Raw genomic sequence first — 15,338 nt, 5'->3', positions numbered from 1 at the left:
GGACAACCCCATGCGGCTCTACCTGCTCGCCCTCAACCCCACCGACTCGGTCACCCACGGCTTCCTGCCCGCCGCCGCCCGGCTCGGCCTCGACGTCACCGTCCTCACCGACCACGTCGAGGACCACCAACGCGCCTACGCCGACGCCGGGTTCCCGTGCGAGTTGCTGGAGTGCGACGTCCAGGACTTCCGCGAGGTGATCGGGGCGATATCCCAACACCACGCGCCCGATGTGGTGTTCAGCAACAGCGACCACCTGCAGACCCAGACCGCCCTGGTCGCCGACTACTTCGGCCTGCCCGCCAAGGACTGGAAGGCCGCGCTGCGGGCCAAGAACAAGGGCGAGCTGCGCCGCCACCTCGCCGAGACCGGCCTGGACCGGGTCTGGTCCGCCGAGCTGGCGCCCGGCCAGGACCCGGCCGGGCTCACCCCGCCGTTCCCCTGCATCCTCAAGCCCCGCGAGGGCGTCGCCAGCGAGGACGTCACGCTGGTCGCCGACACCGACGAACTCGCCCTGCGGGTCAAGGAGATCCAGCGGCGCCGCCCGGGCGCCACGCTGGTGGTCGAGGAGTTCCTGGCCGGCGAGCTGTGCACCCTGGAGACCCTCGGCGACGGCCGCGCCCGCCACGTCCTCGGCGGCTTCCGCACCCGGCTCTCCCCGCCGCCGGACTTCATCGAGGAGGTGCTGACCTTCACCCCGGCGCACCCCCGAGCCGTGGTCGATCAGGTGCTCGCCCAGCTCGACGCCCTCGGCGTCGGACTCGGCGCCTGCCATACCGAGTTCGTCCTCCAGCCGGACGGCCGCGCCCGCCTCGTCGAGGTCAACTACCGTGCCATCGGCGACCAGTGCGACCTGATGCTCGCCGAGATCCTCGACCTCCCGTACTTCGAGCTGGTGCTGCGCGCCCACCTCGGCGAGGACCTGCCCACCGACCTCGGCGCGCGCACCGGCCGGCGGGCCCGCCACGAACGTGTCTGCGCGGACCGGGCCGGCACCCTGACCGTCGCCCCGGAGCCGCTGTTCGAGCGGCGGGCCGACGGGGTCACACTCTCCTACCGCCCGGTGCGCGAGCTCGGTGCCCGGCACGAGCTCTACCGCACCAACCGCGACTACCTGGGGATCGTCTGGGCGGTCGGTCCGGACCAGGACGCGGTGGACACCGCCGTGGCGGAGTTCATCACCGCCAACCGCTGGGAGATCGCCTCATGACTCCAGCCGACAGGACGCCCGCCCGCCCAGCGCCCGCCCACAGCACGCCCGCCCACACCGCACCCGCCCACACCGCGCCCGCCGGCCGCACACCCGCCGACACCAGCACGCCCCTCGGCGGGACCTCCGCCGACCGGCTGACCCTGCGCGTGCTGTCCGCCCTGCTGCGCGAGGACGTGCTCGGCCTGCGCTCGGACGGCGTCCTGGAACAGCGGGCCGACGGGCCCTGGCTGCGCAACGCGACGCTCGCCCTGCCGGTCGCCCCCGAGGGCTTCCAGGGCGACCACGCGGCCCGGCTGCCGGAGTTGGAGGCGGACGGCGTCCGGCTCACCGAGCTGCCCGCCATCCTCGCCCACCTGGCCGACCGCGCCGATCCGCTGGACCGGCCCGGCCACCTGGCCTTCGCCGAGGAGTGCCGCCAGACCCTGGCCACCATGCGGCTGCACGACCGGGTCCACCCCGGGGTGCACGCCGCACTCGCCGAGCGCTACGGCAAGGACACGGCCGACTGGACGGGCCCGCGCGCCTCGCTCGGCTTCGAGGCCCTCGCCGCCTTCCTCGACCACCCGGTCTACCCGACCGCCCGCGGCCGCTCCGGTCTGACCGAGTCGCAACTGCGCTCCTACGCACCGGAGTTCCACCCGAGCTTCGAACTTCGCTGGCTCGCCGTCCCGGCCGAGCGGCTGACCGTACGCGGCGACGGGCCGCTGCCCGCCTGGTGGCCGAGCGCCGAACAGCTGGGCGTCCCGGGCAAGTTCCTCACCGTACCGGTCCACCCGCTCACCGCGGGCGAGGACTTCGAGCGGATCGCGCCTGGCGCGGTGCTCGCCCCGGACCCGTACCTCACCGTGCTGCCGACGCTGTCCATGCGCACCGTCGCTGTCGCCCAGGACCCGACCTGCCACCTCAAACTCCCGCTGGCCACGGCGACCCTGGGCCTGCGCAACCGGCGCACCATCAAGCCGGTCACCCTCGTCAACGGGGCGGTCGGACAGCGCCTGGTGGAGGCCGTGATCGCCCGCGAGCCGCGCTTCGCCGGGCGGGTGCTGCACGTCGACGAGCAGTGCTACGCGCACGCCGACGACGAACTGCTGGCCGTACTGCTGCGCCGCTACCCGGGCGGCCTCGACGACGCCGTCACCGTGCCGCTGGCCGCCCTGCTCGCCGAGGCCCCCGACGGACGGCTGGTCGTCGACCACCTGGCCGACCGCTTCCACGGCGGCTCCGTCCCCGCCCTGTACGAGGAGCTGCTGCGGCTGCTGGTCGACTGGCAGACCGCCCTGTTCGGCCACGGCATCGCCCTGGAGTCGCACCAGCAGAACACCTCGCTCGTCCTGGACGACACCGGCCTGCGACTGCTCTACAAGGACAACGACGGGCCCCGGATCAACACCGCCAGGATCGGCGAACTCGCTCCGCTGGCCACCGAGTTCCGTGACCCGAGGATCATCGGCGAGCAGGACCGCGCGCTCACCGACCTGTTCACCACGATCACCGGCCACCTGTGCGCCGCCTCGCTCGCGTTCGGCCTCGCCGCGCACGACCGGGTACCGCTGGAGCTGAGCCTGCAGCTCCTGCGCGACCTCCTCGGCGAGGCGGTCGACCGCCTCGGCCCCGCCGGGCGACCGCTGCGCACCGAGCTGCTGGACGCCGAACGGCTGCCCGTCAAGGCCATGGTGAGCGCCGGCACCCTGCTCAGCAAGGAGCGCAGCGGCGCCGCCGACATCAACAAGCACTACACGGACGGCCCCAACTACCTGCTGCCGAGGGACGGTTCACGATGACCGTCGAACCGCTGGCACGGCCGGCCGGGGCGGTCGGACTGGACCGGCGCCAGGTTCACGCCGTCGCGGCCTGCTACTTCGTCGCCTCCTTCGCCGCCCTCGGCCTGCCGCCCTTCCTCGCCGAGATCCTCCCGGGCCTCGGCGACCAGGACGGCCGGTGGGCGGGCCTGCTCTACATCGTGCCGACCGTCTTCACCGCCCTCGGCGCGCCGCTGTGGGGCCGACTGGCCGACCGCTTCGGCCAGAAGCGGCTGCTGCTGCGCGCCCAACTCGGCCTCACCGTCTCCTTCCTGCTCGCGGGGGCGGCCGACAGTCTGCCCGCGTTCACCATCGCGCTGGTGCTCCAGGGATTCCTCGGCGGCACCTTCTCCGCCACCAACGGCTACCTCGCCTCGGCCCTGGACGGTTCCCAGCTGTCCAAGGCGCTGACCCTGATGCAGGGCAGCGCCCGGGCCGCCCTGGTCGCGGCGCCGATCCTGGTCGGCGCGCTCTCGCCGTGGATCGACCCGCACCGGCAGTACCTGCTGATGGCACTGCTGCCGATGACCGCCGCCGTCCTGCTCGGCTTCCTGCCCGAGCCGGCCCGCCCCCGCGCCGTCCGGGCGGTCGGGGACGCGACCCAGGCCGCCCCGCCGGGCTCGCTCAAGCTGCTCTACACCTTCGAGTTCGCCTTCGTCTTCGCCACCATCATCTCCTTCCCCTACCTGATCACCCTGGTGCAGCAGCGGCTGCCGGGCGTCAACGGCACGGTCGCGGGCTTCCTGTTCGCGCTGCCGCACCTGGTCTACCTGGTCGCCGCCCGACGGGTGCACGCCGCCGTCGAGGCGCGACCCCGTACCGGGCTGGCGGTGGGCTTCGCCCTGGTCGCCCTCGGGCTGGCCGGACACGCCCCGGCCCACTCGCTGCTCACCTTCGCCCTGACCCGGGCGGTGCTCGGGCTCGGCATGACCTTCGGCCTGGTCTGCCTCGCCGTCCTCGCCGCCGAAGCCGCCCGGGGCCGCGCACCGGGCCGGATGTTCGGCACCCGCGAGACCGTCTCCAAGTGCGGTGCCGTCGCCGCCGGACTCGCCGCCGCGCTGGCCAACGGCAGCGGCGGACCGGCCGCCCCCGTCGTCACCGGCACCGCCGCCGCACTGGCCGCCGCCCTGCTCGCCCTCCTGACCCGTAGGAGCCCCCGATGACCGCCCGTACGGCCCACCCGCAGTCGGCCGCCGCCACGACCGGCCTGCCCACCGCCCGACCGGCCACTCCGCCCACCGCGCCTCCCACCATGCTTCCCACCGCCGAGGAGGCGGTGGTCCACACTCTGCTCAACTGCCTGCTGCGCGAGGTCTCCGCACCCGAGCACCAGACCGCCGTCGACAAGGGACACCTGCTGCTGCGCCTGCCCCGCCGCGGCACCCTGCTGCGAGTCGCCCTGCGCCGCACCTCGTTGCTCGGCGCGCACCGCTTCGCCGGGCCGGTCTTCGAGGAAGCCGCGGACAGCTGGCGGGAGTTGGGCTGGCGCGAGCTGGCCGAGTACGCCCAGGACGAGCTGGAGCTGCGCACCGGCACGGTGAACGAGGAGTTCCTCGACCAGGTGGCGTCCAGCCACCACGGCGTGCGCCAGGGCCTGGACGGGCGCCCGGCCGCCGGGGACGACCGCTACCTGGAGTCCGAGCAGGCCCTGCTCTTCGGCCACCGCTTCCACCCGGCCCCCAAGTCCCGCTCCGCCGCCCGGGGCGACTGGAACCGGTACGCACCCGAGTCCCGCGCGGCGTTCCAGCTGCGCCATCTCGCCGTCCGCGCCGAGCTGCTCGCCGAGGAGTCCCTGGACGAGGACGCGAGCGCCCGGCTGGACGGCCTCGGTGACGTCCCGAACGGCTACCAACTGCTGCCCGCCCACCCCTGGCAGTACCAACTCATAGGTGACCACCCGCTGTTGCGCGCGGCCATGGCCCGCGGCGACGTCCTGGACCTCGGCCCGCGCGGCGAGCGCTTCGCCGCCACCGCCTCGGTGCGCACCCTGCACGGCGCGGACGCCTTCCTCAAGTTCAGCCTCAACGTCCGCATCACCAACTGCCTGCGCAAGAACGCCGCTTACGAGCTCACCGGCGCCGTCGCGCTCACCCGACTGCTGGCCCCCGCGCTCACCGACCTCGCCCGGCGCTTCCCCGACGCGGCGATGCTGCGCGAGCCCGCCTTCCGCACCCTCGCCCTGCCGGGCGCCGACGGCCGCCCCGACCGGGCACTGTACGAGGGCTTCGGCCTGATCCTGCGCGAGGGCTTCGGCGGCCTGCTGCGGCCCGGCGTCACCCCGCTGCTCGCCGCCGCCGTCGCGGACGAGCACCCGACCGGCTCGGCGCACATCTCCCGGCTGCTGGGCGACGGTTCGGACGGCGCGGCCGCCCTCGACTGGTGGCGCGCCTACCTGCGACTGCTCCTCCCCCCGGTGCTGGCCGCCTACTTCGACCACGGCGTGGTGCTGGAGCCGCACCTGCAGAACGTGCTGATCGGCGTCGACGCCGACGGCCGCCCGGCCCAGGTGCTCTTCCGCGACCTGGAGGGGACGAAGCTGGTGCCCGAGCAGAACGCCGACATCCTGGCCGCCCTCCCGCCCGAGGTGGCCGGCCCGATGACGTACGACGCCGAGCGCGGCTGGGACCGGGTGGTCTACTGCCTGCTGGTCAACCACGTCGCCGAACTGCTCGCCGCCCTCGCCGACCGGCACCCCGAGCTGGAGGGCGCGCTCTGGCAGGCCGTCCGGGACACCCTGGAGGAGTACGCCGCCGCGCACGGCCGCCCGCCCCGGCTGCGGGCCCTGCTGGCCGGCGTCCCGCTGCCCGCCAAGGCCAACCTGCTGACCCGCTGGGAGCGCAAGGCCGACCGCGAGGCCGGGTACGTCCGGCTGCCCTCCCCGCTGGCCGGCTCGGTGCTCGCCGAGGCCGCCCGCATGACCGCCCACCTTCCCGCCGGGAGCACCCTCCGATGAGCAGCACCGTCCACGGCCACGTCGCCTCCCTCGCGGCCGACCGACTGCCCGCCTACGTCTACGACCTGGCCGCGCTGCGCGCGCACGCCGCCGTCGTCCGGGCCGCGCTGCCCGCGCGGGTCGAGCTGTACTACGCGGCCAAGGCCAATCCGGAGGCGCCGCTGCTGACCGCGCTGCGCGACGCCGTCGACGGCTACGAGGTCTCCAGCGGCGGGGAGTTGGCGCACGTGCGGGCCGCCGTGCCGGACGCGCCGCTGGCCTTCGGCGGGCCCGGCAAGACCCCGGACGAGATCGCCGCCGCCGTCGACGCCGGGGTGCACCGCTGGCACGTCGAGAGCGAGCAGGAGCTGCACCGGCTCGCCGCCGTGCTCGCCGACCGGCCGGAGACGGTCGTGGACGTGCTGCTCCGGGTCAACCTGCCGGTGGTCACCGACGCCCTGGATGCGGTGCCGCTCGCGATGGGCGGACGCCCGACGCCGTTCGGGCTCGACCCGGACCGGGCGGAGGAGTGCGTCCGGCTGCTCACCGGCGGCGGACCGCTCGGACGTCGGCTGCGCCTGCGCGGGGTGCACGCCCATCTGGCCAGCGGGCTGGCGGCGGCGGAGCAGCTGTCGGTCGCCGAGCAGATCGTCGCCTGGTCGGCCGAACTCGCCGAGCGGCACGGCTTCCCGCTGACCGAGGTCAACATCGGCGGCGGCATGGCGGTGGACTACGACGACCCGACGCAGCGCTTCGACTGGACGGCCTTCGGCGAGGGCCTGTCCAAGCTGCTCGACGCCCACCCCGGGCTCACCCTGCGGATCGAGCCGGGCCGGGCGCTGACCGCCTACTGCGGTTGGTACGCGACCGAGGTGCTGGACGTGAAGCAGAGCCACGGCGAGGACTTCGCGGTGGTCCGCGGCGGCACCCACCACCTGCGCACCCCCGCCACCCGCGGACACTCCCAGCCCTTCGAGGTGCTCCCGGTGGACGGCTGGCCGCACTCCTGGCCGCGCCCCGCCGTCACCACCGGGCGGGCGACCCTGGCCGGGCAGCTCTGCACTCCGAAGGACGTCCTCGCCCGGGCGGCGAGCGGCGCGGACGGCCTGCGGGCGGCGGACCGGGTGCTGTTCGCGATGGCGGGCGCGTACGCGTGGAACATCTCGCACCACGAGTTCCTGATGCACCCGTGCCCGGGGTTCCACTACCTTGGCGCGTGACGGCGCGCGGGCGACCGCCGACCGCCGACCGCCGAGAGTGACGTCTGACAGCTGACGGCCGGCAGCTGACAGCTGACAGAGTTCAGACGACAGATTTCAACATCTGTCATCCGTCAGCTGTCAGCTGTTCGCCGCCCCCGTCCGCCGCAATCCCCTCCGCGCACTCGTGCGACAGTGGTAGACAGCGAAGGGAGCGCGAACGTGCTGATGGACAAGGTGGCGGAGATACTCGCCGAGGCGTCGGCCGAGGCGGTGGAGCCGCGCTTCCGGGCACTGGCCGCCGGCGAGGTGATGGAGAAGGCGCCCGGCGAGGTCGTCACGATCGCCGACCGCGAGGCCGAGGCGATCATCGCCCGCCGCCTGACCGAGCTGCTCCCCGTCCCGGTCGTCGGCGAGGAGGCGGTCGCCGCCGACCCCTCGCTCGCCCAGGCCATCCACGACGAGCCCGCCGTCTGGCTGGTGGACCCGGTGGACGGCACCTCCAACTTCGTCGCCGGCCGCCCCGACTACGCCGTGATGTGCTCCCTCGTCCGCTCCGGCCGGACCGTCGCCTCCTGGATCTGGCAGCCCGCCACCGCCACCGCCTACCGCGCCGAACTCGGCGCCGGCGCCTGGCGCGACGGCGAACGCCTGACCCGCACACCGGCACCGGCCGACGCCGCCGAGCTGACCGGTGTCCTGAAGAGCCGCTTCCTCGCTCCGGAACAGCGCCGCCACCTGGAAGCCAACTGCTCGGCCTTCGGCGAGATCTCCCCCGGCCGGAGCGCCGCCGGGGTCGAGTACCCGGACGTCGCCGAGGGCCGGTTCGACTTCATCTTCTACTGGCGCACCCTCCCCTGGGACCACGCCCCCGGCTCCCTGCTGCTCACCGAGGCCGGCGGCGTCGCCGCCCGCCTGGACGGCAGCCCCTACCGCCCCGAGGCCCCCGGCTGCGAGGACGGCCTCCTGGTCGCCGCCGATCCCCACACCTGGGAACTCACCCGCGGCATCCTGCTGAGCGACTGACCCCACCCGGACGAGCCCGCTACCCCGCCCGTTCCCCCGCGACCTTGCGCCCCGCGCCGACCACCTCCCGCAGCAGCGCGCCCACCTCCCCCGCCGTCGTGTGCGGGTTGAGCAGGGTGAGCTTCAGCCGCAGCCGCCCCGGCCCCTCGCCCGGCAGCTCGGTGCGCCCGACCACCGCCCGCCCGGTGCGCAGCAGCAGCCGGCGCAGCTGCCCGTTCAGCTCGTCGACGGCCGCCTCGTCCGTCATCCCCGGCGGCCGGTAGCGGAACAGCAGCACGGTGAGCACCGGCTCGGCGTGGAGTTCGAGCGAGGGCTCGGCGCGGACCGCCGAGGCGGCGGCGAGCGCCAGTTCGTGGCAGGCGTCCACCAGTCGGCCGAGCCCCTCGCGGCCGAGGGCGCGCAGGGTGACGGCCAGTTTGAAGGCGTCGGCCCGGCGGGTGGTGCGCAGCGAGCGGCCGAGCAGGCTGGGGTAGCCGGCCTGCTCGTCGTCCACCGGGTTGAGGTACTCGGCGCGCCGGGCGAGCGACACGTAGGTCTCCGCCCGGCGGACCAGGAAGGTCCCGGCGGCGGCCGGCTGCCAGCCGAGCTTGTGCCAGTCGAGGGAGACCGAGTCGGCGCGGGCGATACCGTCCAGCAGTGGGGCGAGCCGGTCGGAGAGCAGCGCGCCGCCGCCGTACGCGGCGTCGACGTGCAGCCAGGCGCCGTAGCGGCCGGCCAGGTCGGCGGCGGCGGCCAGCGGGTCGATCGCGCCGGTGTCGGTGGTGCCTGCGGTGGCGACGACGGCGATCGGGGTCCGTCCGGCCCAGCTGACCTCGGCCAGGGCGCGTTCCAACTCCTCCGGCCGCATCCGGAGTTGGCGGTCGACCGGGACGCCGACCACGGCCCGTTCACCGAGTCCGAGCAGGGCGGCGGAGCGCTGGACGGAGAAGTGCGCGGCCTCGGAGGCGAGGATGCAGGGTCGTACGCCGGCCGGGATCCCGTCCAACTCGACGATGCCGTCGAGCTTCTGGTCGCGCGCCAGCATGAGCCCCATCAGGTTGGACTCGGTGCCGCCCGAGGTGAGGACGCCCGCCGAGCGCGCCGGGTCGTAGCCGACCAGCGCGGCGAGTTCGGCGAGCAGCGCGGTTTCGAGGGCCGTCGCGGCGGGGGCCTGGTCCCAGGAGTCCTGCGAGGGGTTGAGCGCACTGACGGCGAGGTCGGCGGCGGTGGCCACGGCGAGCGGCGGGCAGTGCAGGTGGGCGGCGCAGGCGGGGTCGGCGGGGTCGGCGGCGCCGTAGGCGAGCAGTTCGGTGAGCCGGGCCAGCGCGCCGCGCCCGCCGGCCCCGGCCAGACCGTCGGCGACCAGGGCGGCGATCTCGGCGGGGCTGCCCGCGGGCAGCGGGCCGGAGCGCAGCGCGGTGCCGGTGTCGAGCGCGTCGAGGACGGTGGCCAGCAGCGGCCCGAGCGCGCCGGGCCCGCCGGGCCCACCCGCGAGCGCGTCCAACGGGACGTCCTCGCCCGGGAGTTCGGGTACCGCGCCGGGCTCGGCGGTCACGCGCCACCTCGGGGGGACGCGGCGGCCGTGATCGCCTCCGCCAGCCGATCGAGCACCGCGGCCACCTGCTCGTCGGTGATGGTGAGCGGGGGCAGCAGCCGCAGCACCGCGTCGTGCCGTCCGCCGAGTTCCACGATCAGGCCCCGCGCCAGGCACGCCTCCCGCACCCGCACGGCGAGCGCCGGATCCGCCGGATGCGCCCCGCAGGCGTCGGCCTCGGCCGCCGGGTCGACCAGCTCGACGCCGAGCATCAGCCCGCGCCCGCGCACGTCGCCGATCACCGGCAGTTCGGCGGCGAGCTCCCGCAGCCGGGAGACCATCCGGGCGCCGACCACGGCGGCCCGCTCGGCCAGCCCGTGCGCGGCGACGTACCGCAGGGTGGCGGCCCCGGCGGCCATGGCGAGGGTGTTGCCGCGGAAGGTGCCGGTGTGGGCGCCCGGCCGCCAGCCGTCGTAGTCCTCGCGGTAGACGACGACGGCGAGCGGCAGGCTGCCACCGATGGCCTTGGAGAGCACCATGGCGTCCGGGACGATGCCGCTGTGCTCGACCGCCCACATCGCGCCGGTGCGCCCGACGCCGGTCTGCACCTCGTCGACGATCAGCGGGATGCCGCGTTCGGCGGTGATCCGGCGCATCTCGCGCAGCCAGCCGTCGGGCGCGGGGACGACCCCGCCCTCGCCCTGGACGGCCTCCAGGATCATCGCGGCGGGCGGCACGACCCCGCCCGAGGGGTCGTCCAGCAACCGTTCCACATAGGTCGCGGCGAGCTCGGTGCCCGTGTCCCCGCCGACCCCGAACGGGCAGCGGTAGCCGTACGGGTAGGGCAGCCGGACCACTTCGCCGCCGCTCGGCAGCGGTTCCTTGACGGCGACGTTGCCGGTGAGCGCGAGGGCCCCGGCGGTCATGCCGTGGTAGGCGCCGGTGAAGGCGAGGGCGCCGGGGCGACCGGTGGCGGTCTGCATCAGTTTGAGCGCGGCCTCGACGGCGTCCGTCCCGGCCGGTCCGCAGAAGTGGACCCGGGCGCGGGCGGCGAACTCGGTGGGCAGGCTCTCGAACAGCGCGCTGGTGAAGTCGTCCTTCTCTGCAGTGGCGAGGTCGAGCAGGTGCAGCGGGGCGCCGCTGTCGAGGGTGCGGCGGATCGCCTCCAGCACCACGGGGTGGTTGTGACCGAGGGCGAGCGTGCCGGCGCCGGAGAGGCAGTCCAGGTAGCGCCGCCCGTCGGCGCCCTCGACGGTCATGCCGTTGGCCCGGACCGGGACGATGGGGAAGGAGCGGGCGTACGTCCGGGCGGCGGACTCGCGGACGCGCTGGCGGCGCAGGATGGCCTCACCGGAGGGCGGGGCCCCGGCGGCGGTGGCCCCGGAGGCGGCCTGGGCGGATACGGCGGCAAGCGACAAGGCGAACCCCCAGAAGAAGTTAGGTAAGCCTAACTTTACCGCCCATGACCTGGCGGAATGCCCCGGGGCACCCCAGAACCACCCGAGCGGGTGAACCTCCCCCGGTATGACTGGCGCCACCCCCGACCAGCGCAACGAGCGCCGCGCCGAAAGGTCACGCCCGACCCTTCCACCGGTAGCACAGTTCCGGTCGCCCGACGTTCCCGTACTGCGGCTCCCGCACCGCCCGCCCGGTGTCCACCAGGTGTTCGAGATAGCGCCGCGCGGTGATCCGGGAGACCCCGGCGGCCGCGCCCGCGGCGGCCGCCGACAGCCCGGTCGCGGCCTCGCGCAGGACGGACGCGACGGAGTCCAGGGTGGGCGCGCTCAGCCCCTTGGGCAGGGTGCTGCGCTCGGGCGTGCGGAGCAGCGCGAACGCCTGGTCGACCTCGTCCTGCCCGGTCGCGTCGCCGGCTCGCCCGAGGCTGTCCCGGTAGCGGGCGTAGCGCTCCAGCCGGTCGTGCAGGGCGGCCGCACTGAACGGCTTCAGCAGGTACTGCACGACCCCCGCCGAGACCGCCTGCCGCACCATGGCGAGGTCGCGAGCCGAGGTGACGGCGATGACGTCGGTGCCGTGCCCGGCGGCGCGCAGCGTGCGGCAGAGCTGGAGGCCGTGGCCGTCCGGCAGATAGAGGTCGAGCAGGATGAGGTCGACGGGCGTCCCGGCGGCGCGCGCCTTCTCCAGGAAACGCAGCGCTTCGGCGCAGCTGTGCACCGTCCCGGCGGCGTGGAAGCCGGGCTCGCGCTCCACGTAGAGGGTGTGCGCGGCGGCGGCCACCGGGTCGTCCTCGACCACCAGCGCGGAGATCCCCGCCCGGGCGCCTTCGGTCGCCGTCACGCCAGGGCCCCTTCCCGCTCCCGGGCCCGGCCGACCAGCGGCAGCCGTACGGTGAGCACCGCGCCGCGCTCCCGCCCGACCTCGACGGTACCGCCGTTGCGCCGGGCGGCCTGGGCGACCAGCGCCAGCCCGAGGCCGTGCCCGTGGCCGTCCTGCTTGGTGCTCCAGCCGCGCCGGAAGACGTCCTGGACGGCGGACGGGTCGATGCCCGCCCCGGTGTCGGCGACCCGCAGCAGCAGACAGGCGTCCGGGGAGTCCTCGCCGTCGATCCGGGCGGTGACGGTGACCTCCGGCGGGGCCGGGCTCTGCGCGGCCCCGGCGATCGCGGCGTCCACGGCGTTGTCGATCAGGTTACCGAGCACGGTGATCAGGTCCCGGGCGGAGAGGCCGGGCGGGAGCACCCCGTCGTCGATCCGGCTGTCCTCGGTGAGGGTCAACTCCACGCCCCGTTCCGCGGCTTGGGCCGCCTTGCCGAGCAGCAGCGCGGCCAGTACCGGCTCGCTGACCGCCGCGACCACCCGGTCGGTGAGCTGCTGGGCGAGTTCGAGTTCGGCGGTGGCGAACTCCACCGCCTGTTCGTGGCGGCCGAGTTCGATCAGCGAGACGACCGCGTGCAGCCGGTTGGCGGCCTCGTGCGCCTGCGCCCCGAGCGCCTCGCTGAAGCCGCGCACGGAGTCCAACTCACCGCTGAGTGACTGCAGTTCGGTGTGGTCACGAAGGGTCACCACCCGGCCGAGGCCGGTCCCGATGACAGAGGTGTTGAGCACCACGACCCGCTCGGCGGTCAGGTGCACCTCGTCCCGCACCGGCGCCTCGCCGAGCACGGCCGCCACCAGCGCCTCGGGCAGGCCCAGCCCCGCCACCGGCCGTCCGTCCACCTCGCCCGCCAGGCCGAGCAGTTCGCGAGCGGCGTCGTTGCAGAGCACCACCCGGTGCGAGCGGTCGAGCAGGATCAGCCCCTCCCGCACCGAGCGCAGGGTGGCCTGGTGGTACTCGTAGAGGTGGCTGAGCTCGTCCGGCCCCATGCCGTGGGTGTGCCGCCGCAGCCGGGAGTTGGCGAGGTAGGTGCCCACTGCGCCGAGCGCGAGCGCGGCCACCGCGACCCCGACCAGGGCCAGCAGCGGGCCGCCCAGCTGGGCGGAGATCGACTCCAGCGTCAGGCCGACGCTGACCAGCGCGACCACCCGGTGCCGGTCGTCCCACACCGGGGTGACCACCCGCACGGACGGGCCGAGCGTGCCGGTGTAGGTCTCGCTGCGGGTCTGGCCGGCGAGCGCCCAGTCGATGTGCCCGAGGTAGCGCTTGCCGATCTGCTCGGGCAGCGGGTGGGTCCAGCGCACCCCGTCGGTGTCCATGACGGTGATGAAGGAGACCCCGGTGTCCTGGCGCACCTGCTCGACGTACGGCTGGAGCACCACGGTCGGGTCGGACCCGGCGACGGCGGACCGGACGGACGGCGAGTCGGCGACGGCATGGGCGACCGAGGTGACCTCACGGCGGGCCGCGTCCTCGGTTCGCTCGGCGGTGAACAGGTACGCGAGCACCGCGCCGCCCGCGACCACGGCGGCCACGATGACCACCTGGACGACGAACAGCTGCCCGGCCAGGCTGCGGACCAGCCGGCGCGGCAGCGGGAGCCACCGGCGGCGCGGGCGGGCGGAGGCGGTGCGCACGGACATGCCTGCCAGTGTGCACCACGCCCTCCGGGGCGCCCCAGGGGTCGGATCACCCGCCTCGGCGGGGGACGCCGGGAACCCCGCGACCGCGCGACCGTGAACTCTATGAACGCAAACGTGACCTCCGTCACGCCCGAGCCCATAGTCGGATCGGCCCACCACCTGGGGCCGCCAGGACTGCAGGGCGAAGGAGCCGCAGATGTCGATCGCTGGAGCCGCAACGGCGGGGGGACCCAGACGCAAGGACCGGACCCACTACCTCTACCTCGCGGTGATCGCCGCCGTGGTCGCGGGTGTGGTGGTCGGGCTGGTCGCCCCCGGCTTCGCCGTGGAGCTGAAGCCGGTCGGCACCGGTTTCGTCAACCTGATCAAGATGATGATCAGCCCGGTGATCTTCTGCACCATCGTGCTGGGCATCGGCTCGGTCACCAAGGCCGCCAAGGTCGGCAAGGTCGGCGGCCTGGCCATCGGCTACTTCCTCGCCATGTCGACCGTCGCGCTCGCCATCGGCATGGCCGTCGGCAACCTGCTGGAGCCCGGTGACGGCCTGCACCTGACCGCCGCGCTCGCCAAGTCCGGCCACGCCCAGGCGGCCGCCGGCGGCGCCCAGTCGACCACCGACTTCCTGCTCGGGATGATCCCCGACACCCTGTTCTCGGCCCTCACCCAGGGCAAGGTCCTGCAGACCCTGCTGGTCGCCCTGCTGGCCGGCTTCGCGCTGCAGGCGATGGGCCCGGTCGGCGCCCCGGTGCTGCGCGGGATCGAGCACCTGCAGCGCCTGGTCTTCCGGATCATGTCGATGATCATGTGGGTCGCGCCGATCGGCGCCTTCGGCGCCATGGCCGCGGTGGTGGGGGCCACCGGCACCGCCGCGCTGAAGAGCCTCGCCGTGATCATGATCGGCTTCTACGTGACCTGCGTGCTGTTCGTCGTCGTGGTGCTCGGCGCACTGCTGCGCCTGATCGCCGGAATCAACGTGTTCGCGCTGCTCAAGTACCTCGGCCGCGAGTTCCTGCTGATCCTGTCGACCTCCTCCTCGGAGAGCGCGCTGCCCCGGCTGATCGCCAAGATGGAGCACCTGGGCGTCAGCCGCCCGGTCGTCGGCATCACCGTGCCGACCGGCTACAGCTTCAACCTGGACGGCACCGCCATCTACCTCACCATGGCCTCGATCTTCATCTCCGAGGCGATGGACAAGCCGATGTCGATCGGCGAGCAGCTCTCGCTGCTGGTGTTCATGGTGATCGCCAGCAAGGGCGCGGCCGGGGTCACCGGCGCCGGGCTGGCCACCCTCGCGGGCGGGCTGCAGTCGCACAAGCCGGCGCTGGTGGACGGGGTCGGCCTGATCGTCGGCATCGACCGCTTCATGTCCGAGGCCCGGGCGCTCACCAACTTCGCGGGCAACGCCGTCGCGACCGTACTGATCGGGCACTGGACCGGCGAGCTGGACGCCGAGCGCGCCCGCCGGGTGCTGGGCGGCGAGCTGCCGTTCGACGAGCTGACCCTGGTCGACGCCCACGACGTCCACGGCGCCCCGGGCGCAGCCGAGCCCGAGCCCGAGACCCTGGCCGCCCAGGGCGCGGCAGCAACCGCAGCCGCCGCCGTCTGAGCGGCCGTTCTTCGACTCCCCGGTCCGGCGCCCCCACCAACCCCCGGAAACGGCGCCGGGCCGGGGTTCTCCATGT

General features: G+C 74.6%; 11 protein-coding genes. 7 read left to right on the top strand and 4 right to left on the bottom strand.

From position 1 onward, the window contains the following. Positions 1-10: 10 nt before the first annotated feature. From ACGF12_RS02380 to ACGF12_RS02355, 6 genes are all read left to right on the top strand, one after another. On the top strand, positions 11-1,210 hold the full coding sequence (locus ACGF12_RS02380; RefSeq protein WP_393024263.1) for an acetyl-CoA carboxylase biotin carboxylase subunit family protein: 1,200 nt from the start codon (positions 11-13) through the stop codon (positions 1,208-1,210). Further along, positions 1,207-2,994, top strand: a complete 1,788-nt coding sequence (locus tag ACGF12_RS02375) for an IucA/IucC family protein (RefSeq protein ID WP_393024260.1) — start codon at positions 1,207-1,209, stop codon at positions 2,992-2,994. Before ACGF12_RS02380 ends, ACGF12_RS02375 begins: the two co-directional genes overlap by 4 nt. Next, positions 2,991-4,175, top strand: a complete 1,185-nt coding sequence (locus ACGF12_RS02370) for an MFS transporter (protein WP_393024257.1) — start codon at positions 2,991-2,993, stop codon at positions 4,173-4,175. The genes ACGF12_RS02375 and ACGF12_RS02370 overlap by 4 nt, the downstream gene beginning before the upstream one ends. Further along, entirely contained in the window at positions 4,172-5,965 is a 1,794-nt protein-coding gene (locus ACGF12_RS02365) for an IucA/IucC family protein (protein WP_393024254.1), read from the top strand. Before ACGF12_RS02370 ends, ACGF12_RS02365 begins: the two co-directional genes overlap by 4 nt. Then, positions 5,962-7,164 carry a type III PLP-dependent enzyme gene (locus tag ACGF12_RS02360; RefSeq protein WP_393024252.1) on the top strand — a complete coding sequence of 401 codons (1,203 nt, stop codon included), beginning with the start codon at positions 5,962-5,964 and terminating at the stop codon, positions 7,162-7,164. Before ACGF12_RS02365 ends, ACGF12_RS02360 begins: the two co-directional genes overlap by 4 nt. Before the next feature lie 207 nt (positions 7,165-7,371). Further along, positions 7,372-8,169, top strand: a complete 798-nt coding sequence (locus tag ACGF12_RS02355; RefSeq protein WP_393024631.1) for an inositol monophosphatase family protein — start codon at positions 7,372-7,374, stop codon at positions 8,167-8,169. Between the two features lie 19 nt (positions 8,170-8,188). On the opposite strand, the gene ACGF12_RS02350 is transcribed toward ACGF12_RS02355, so the two are convergent. From ACGF12_RS02350 to ACGF12_RS02335, 4 genes are all read right to left on the bottom strand, one after another. Beyond that, positions 8,189-9,703, bottom strand: a complete 1,515-nt coding sequence (locus ACGF12_RS02350) for a pyridoxal phosphate-dependent decarboxylase family protein (protein WP_393024249.1) — start codon at positions 9,701-9,703, stop codon at positions 8,189-8,191. Further along, the gene (locus tag ACGF12_RS02345; RefSeq protein ID WP_393024247.1) at positions 9,700-11,100 is read right to left on the bottom strand and encodes a diaminobutyrate--2-oxoglutarate transaminase; all 1,401 of its coding nucleotides are present in this window, start codon (positions 11,098-11,100) and stop codon (positions 9,700-9,702) included. Before ACGF12_RS02345 ends, ACGF12_RS02350 begins: the two co-directional genes overlap by 4 nt. A 154-nt stretch (positions 11,101-11,254) precedes the next feature. Then, positions 11,255-11,977, bottom strand: a complete 723-nt coding sequence (locus ACGF12_RS02340; RefSeq protein WP_393024244.1) for a response regulator — start codon at positions 11,975-11,977, stop codon at positions 11,255-11,257. Next, positions 11,974-13,656 carry an ATP-binding protein gene (locus ACGF12_RS02335; protein WP_393024241.1) on the bottom strand — a complete coding sequence of 561 codons (1,683 nt, stop codon included), beginning with the start codon at positions 13,654-13,656 and terminating at the stop codon, positions 11,974-11,976. Before ACGF12_RS02335 ends, ACGF12_RS02340 begins: the two co-directional genes overlap by 4 nt. Positions 13,657-13,852: 196 nt before the next feature. On the opposite strand from ACGF12_RS02335, the gene ACGF12_RS02330 reads away from it, so the two are divergent. Further along, positions 13,853-15,262, top strand: coding sequence for a cation:dicarboxylate symporter family transporter (locus ACGF12_RS02330; RefSeq protein WP_393024238.1), 1,410 nt, complete (start codon positions 13,853-13,855; stop codon positions 15,260-15,262). Positions 15,263-15,338: the final 76 nt, after the last annotated feature.

The organism is Kitasatospora sp. NPDC048296, assembly GCF_043201815.1.
GTDB lineage: Bacteria > Actinomycetota > Actinomycetes > Streptomycetales > Streptomycetaceae > Kitasatospora.
This window is presented reverse-complemented; position numbering and strand designations above follow the sequence as displayed.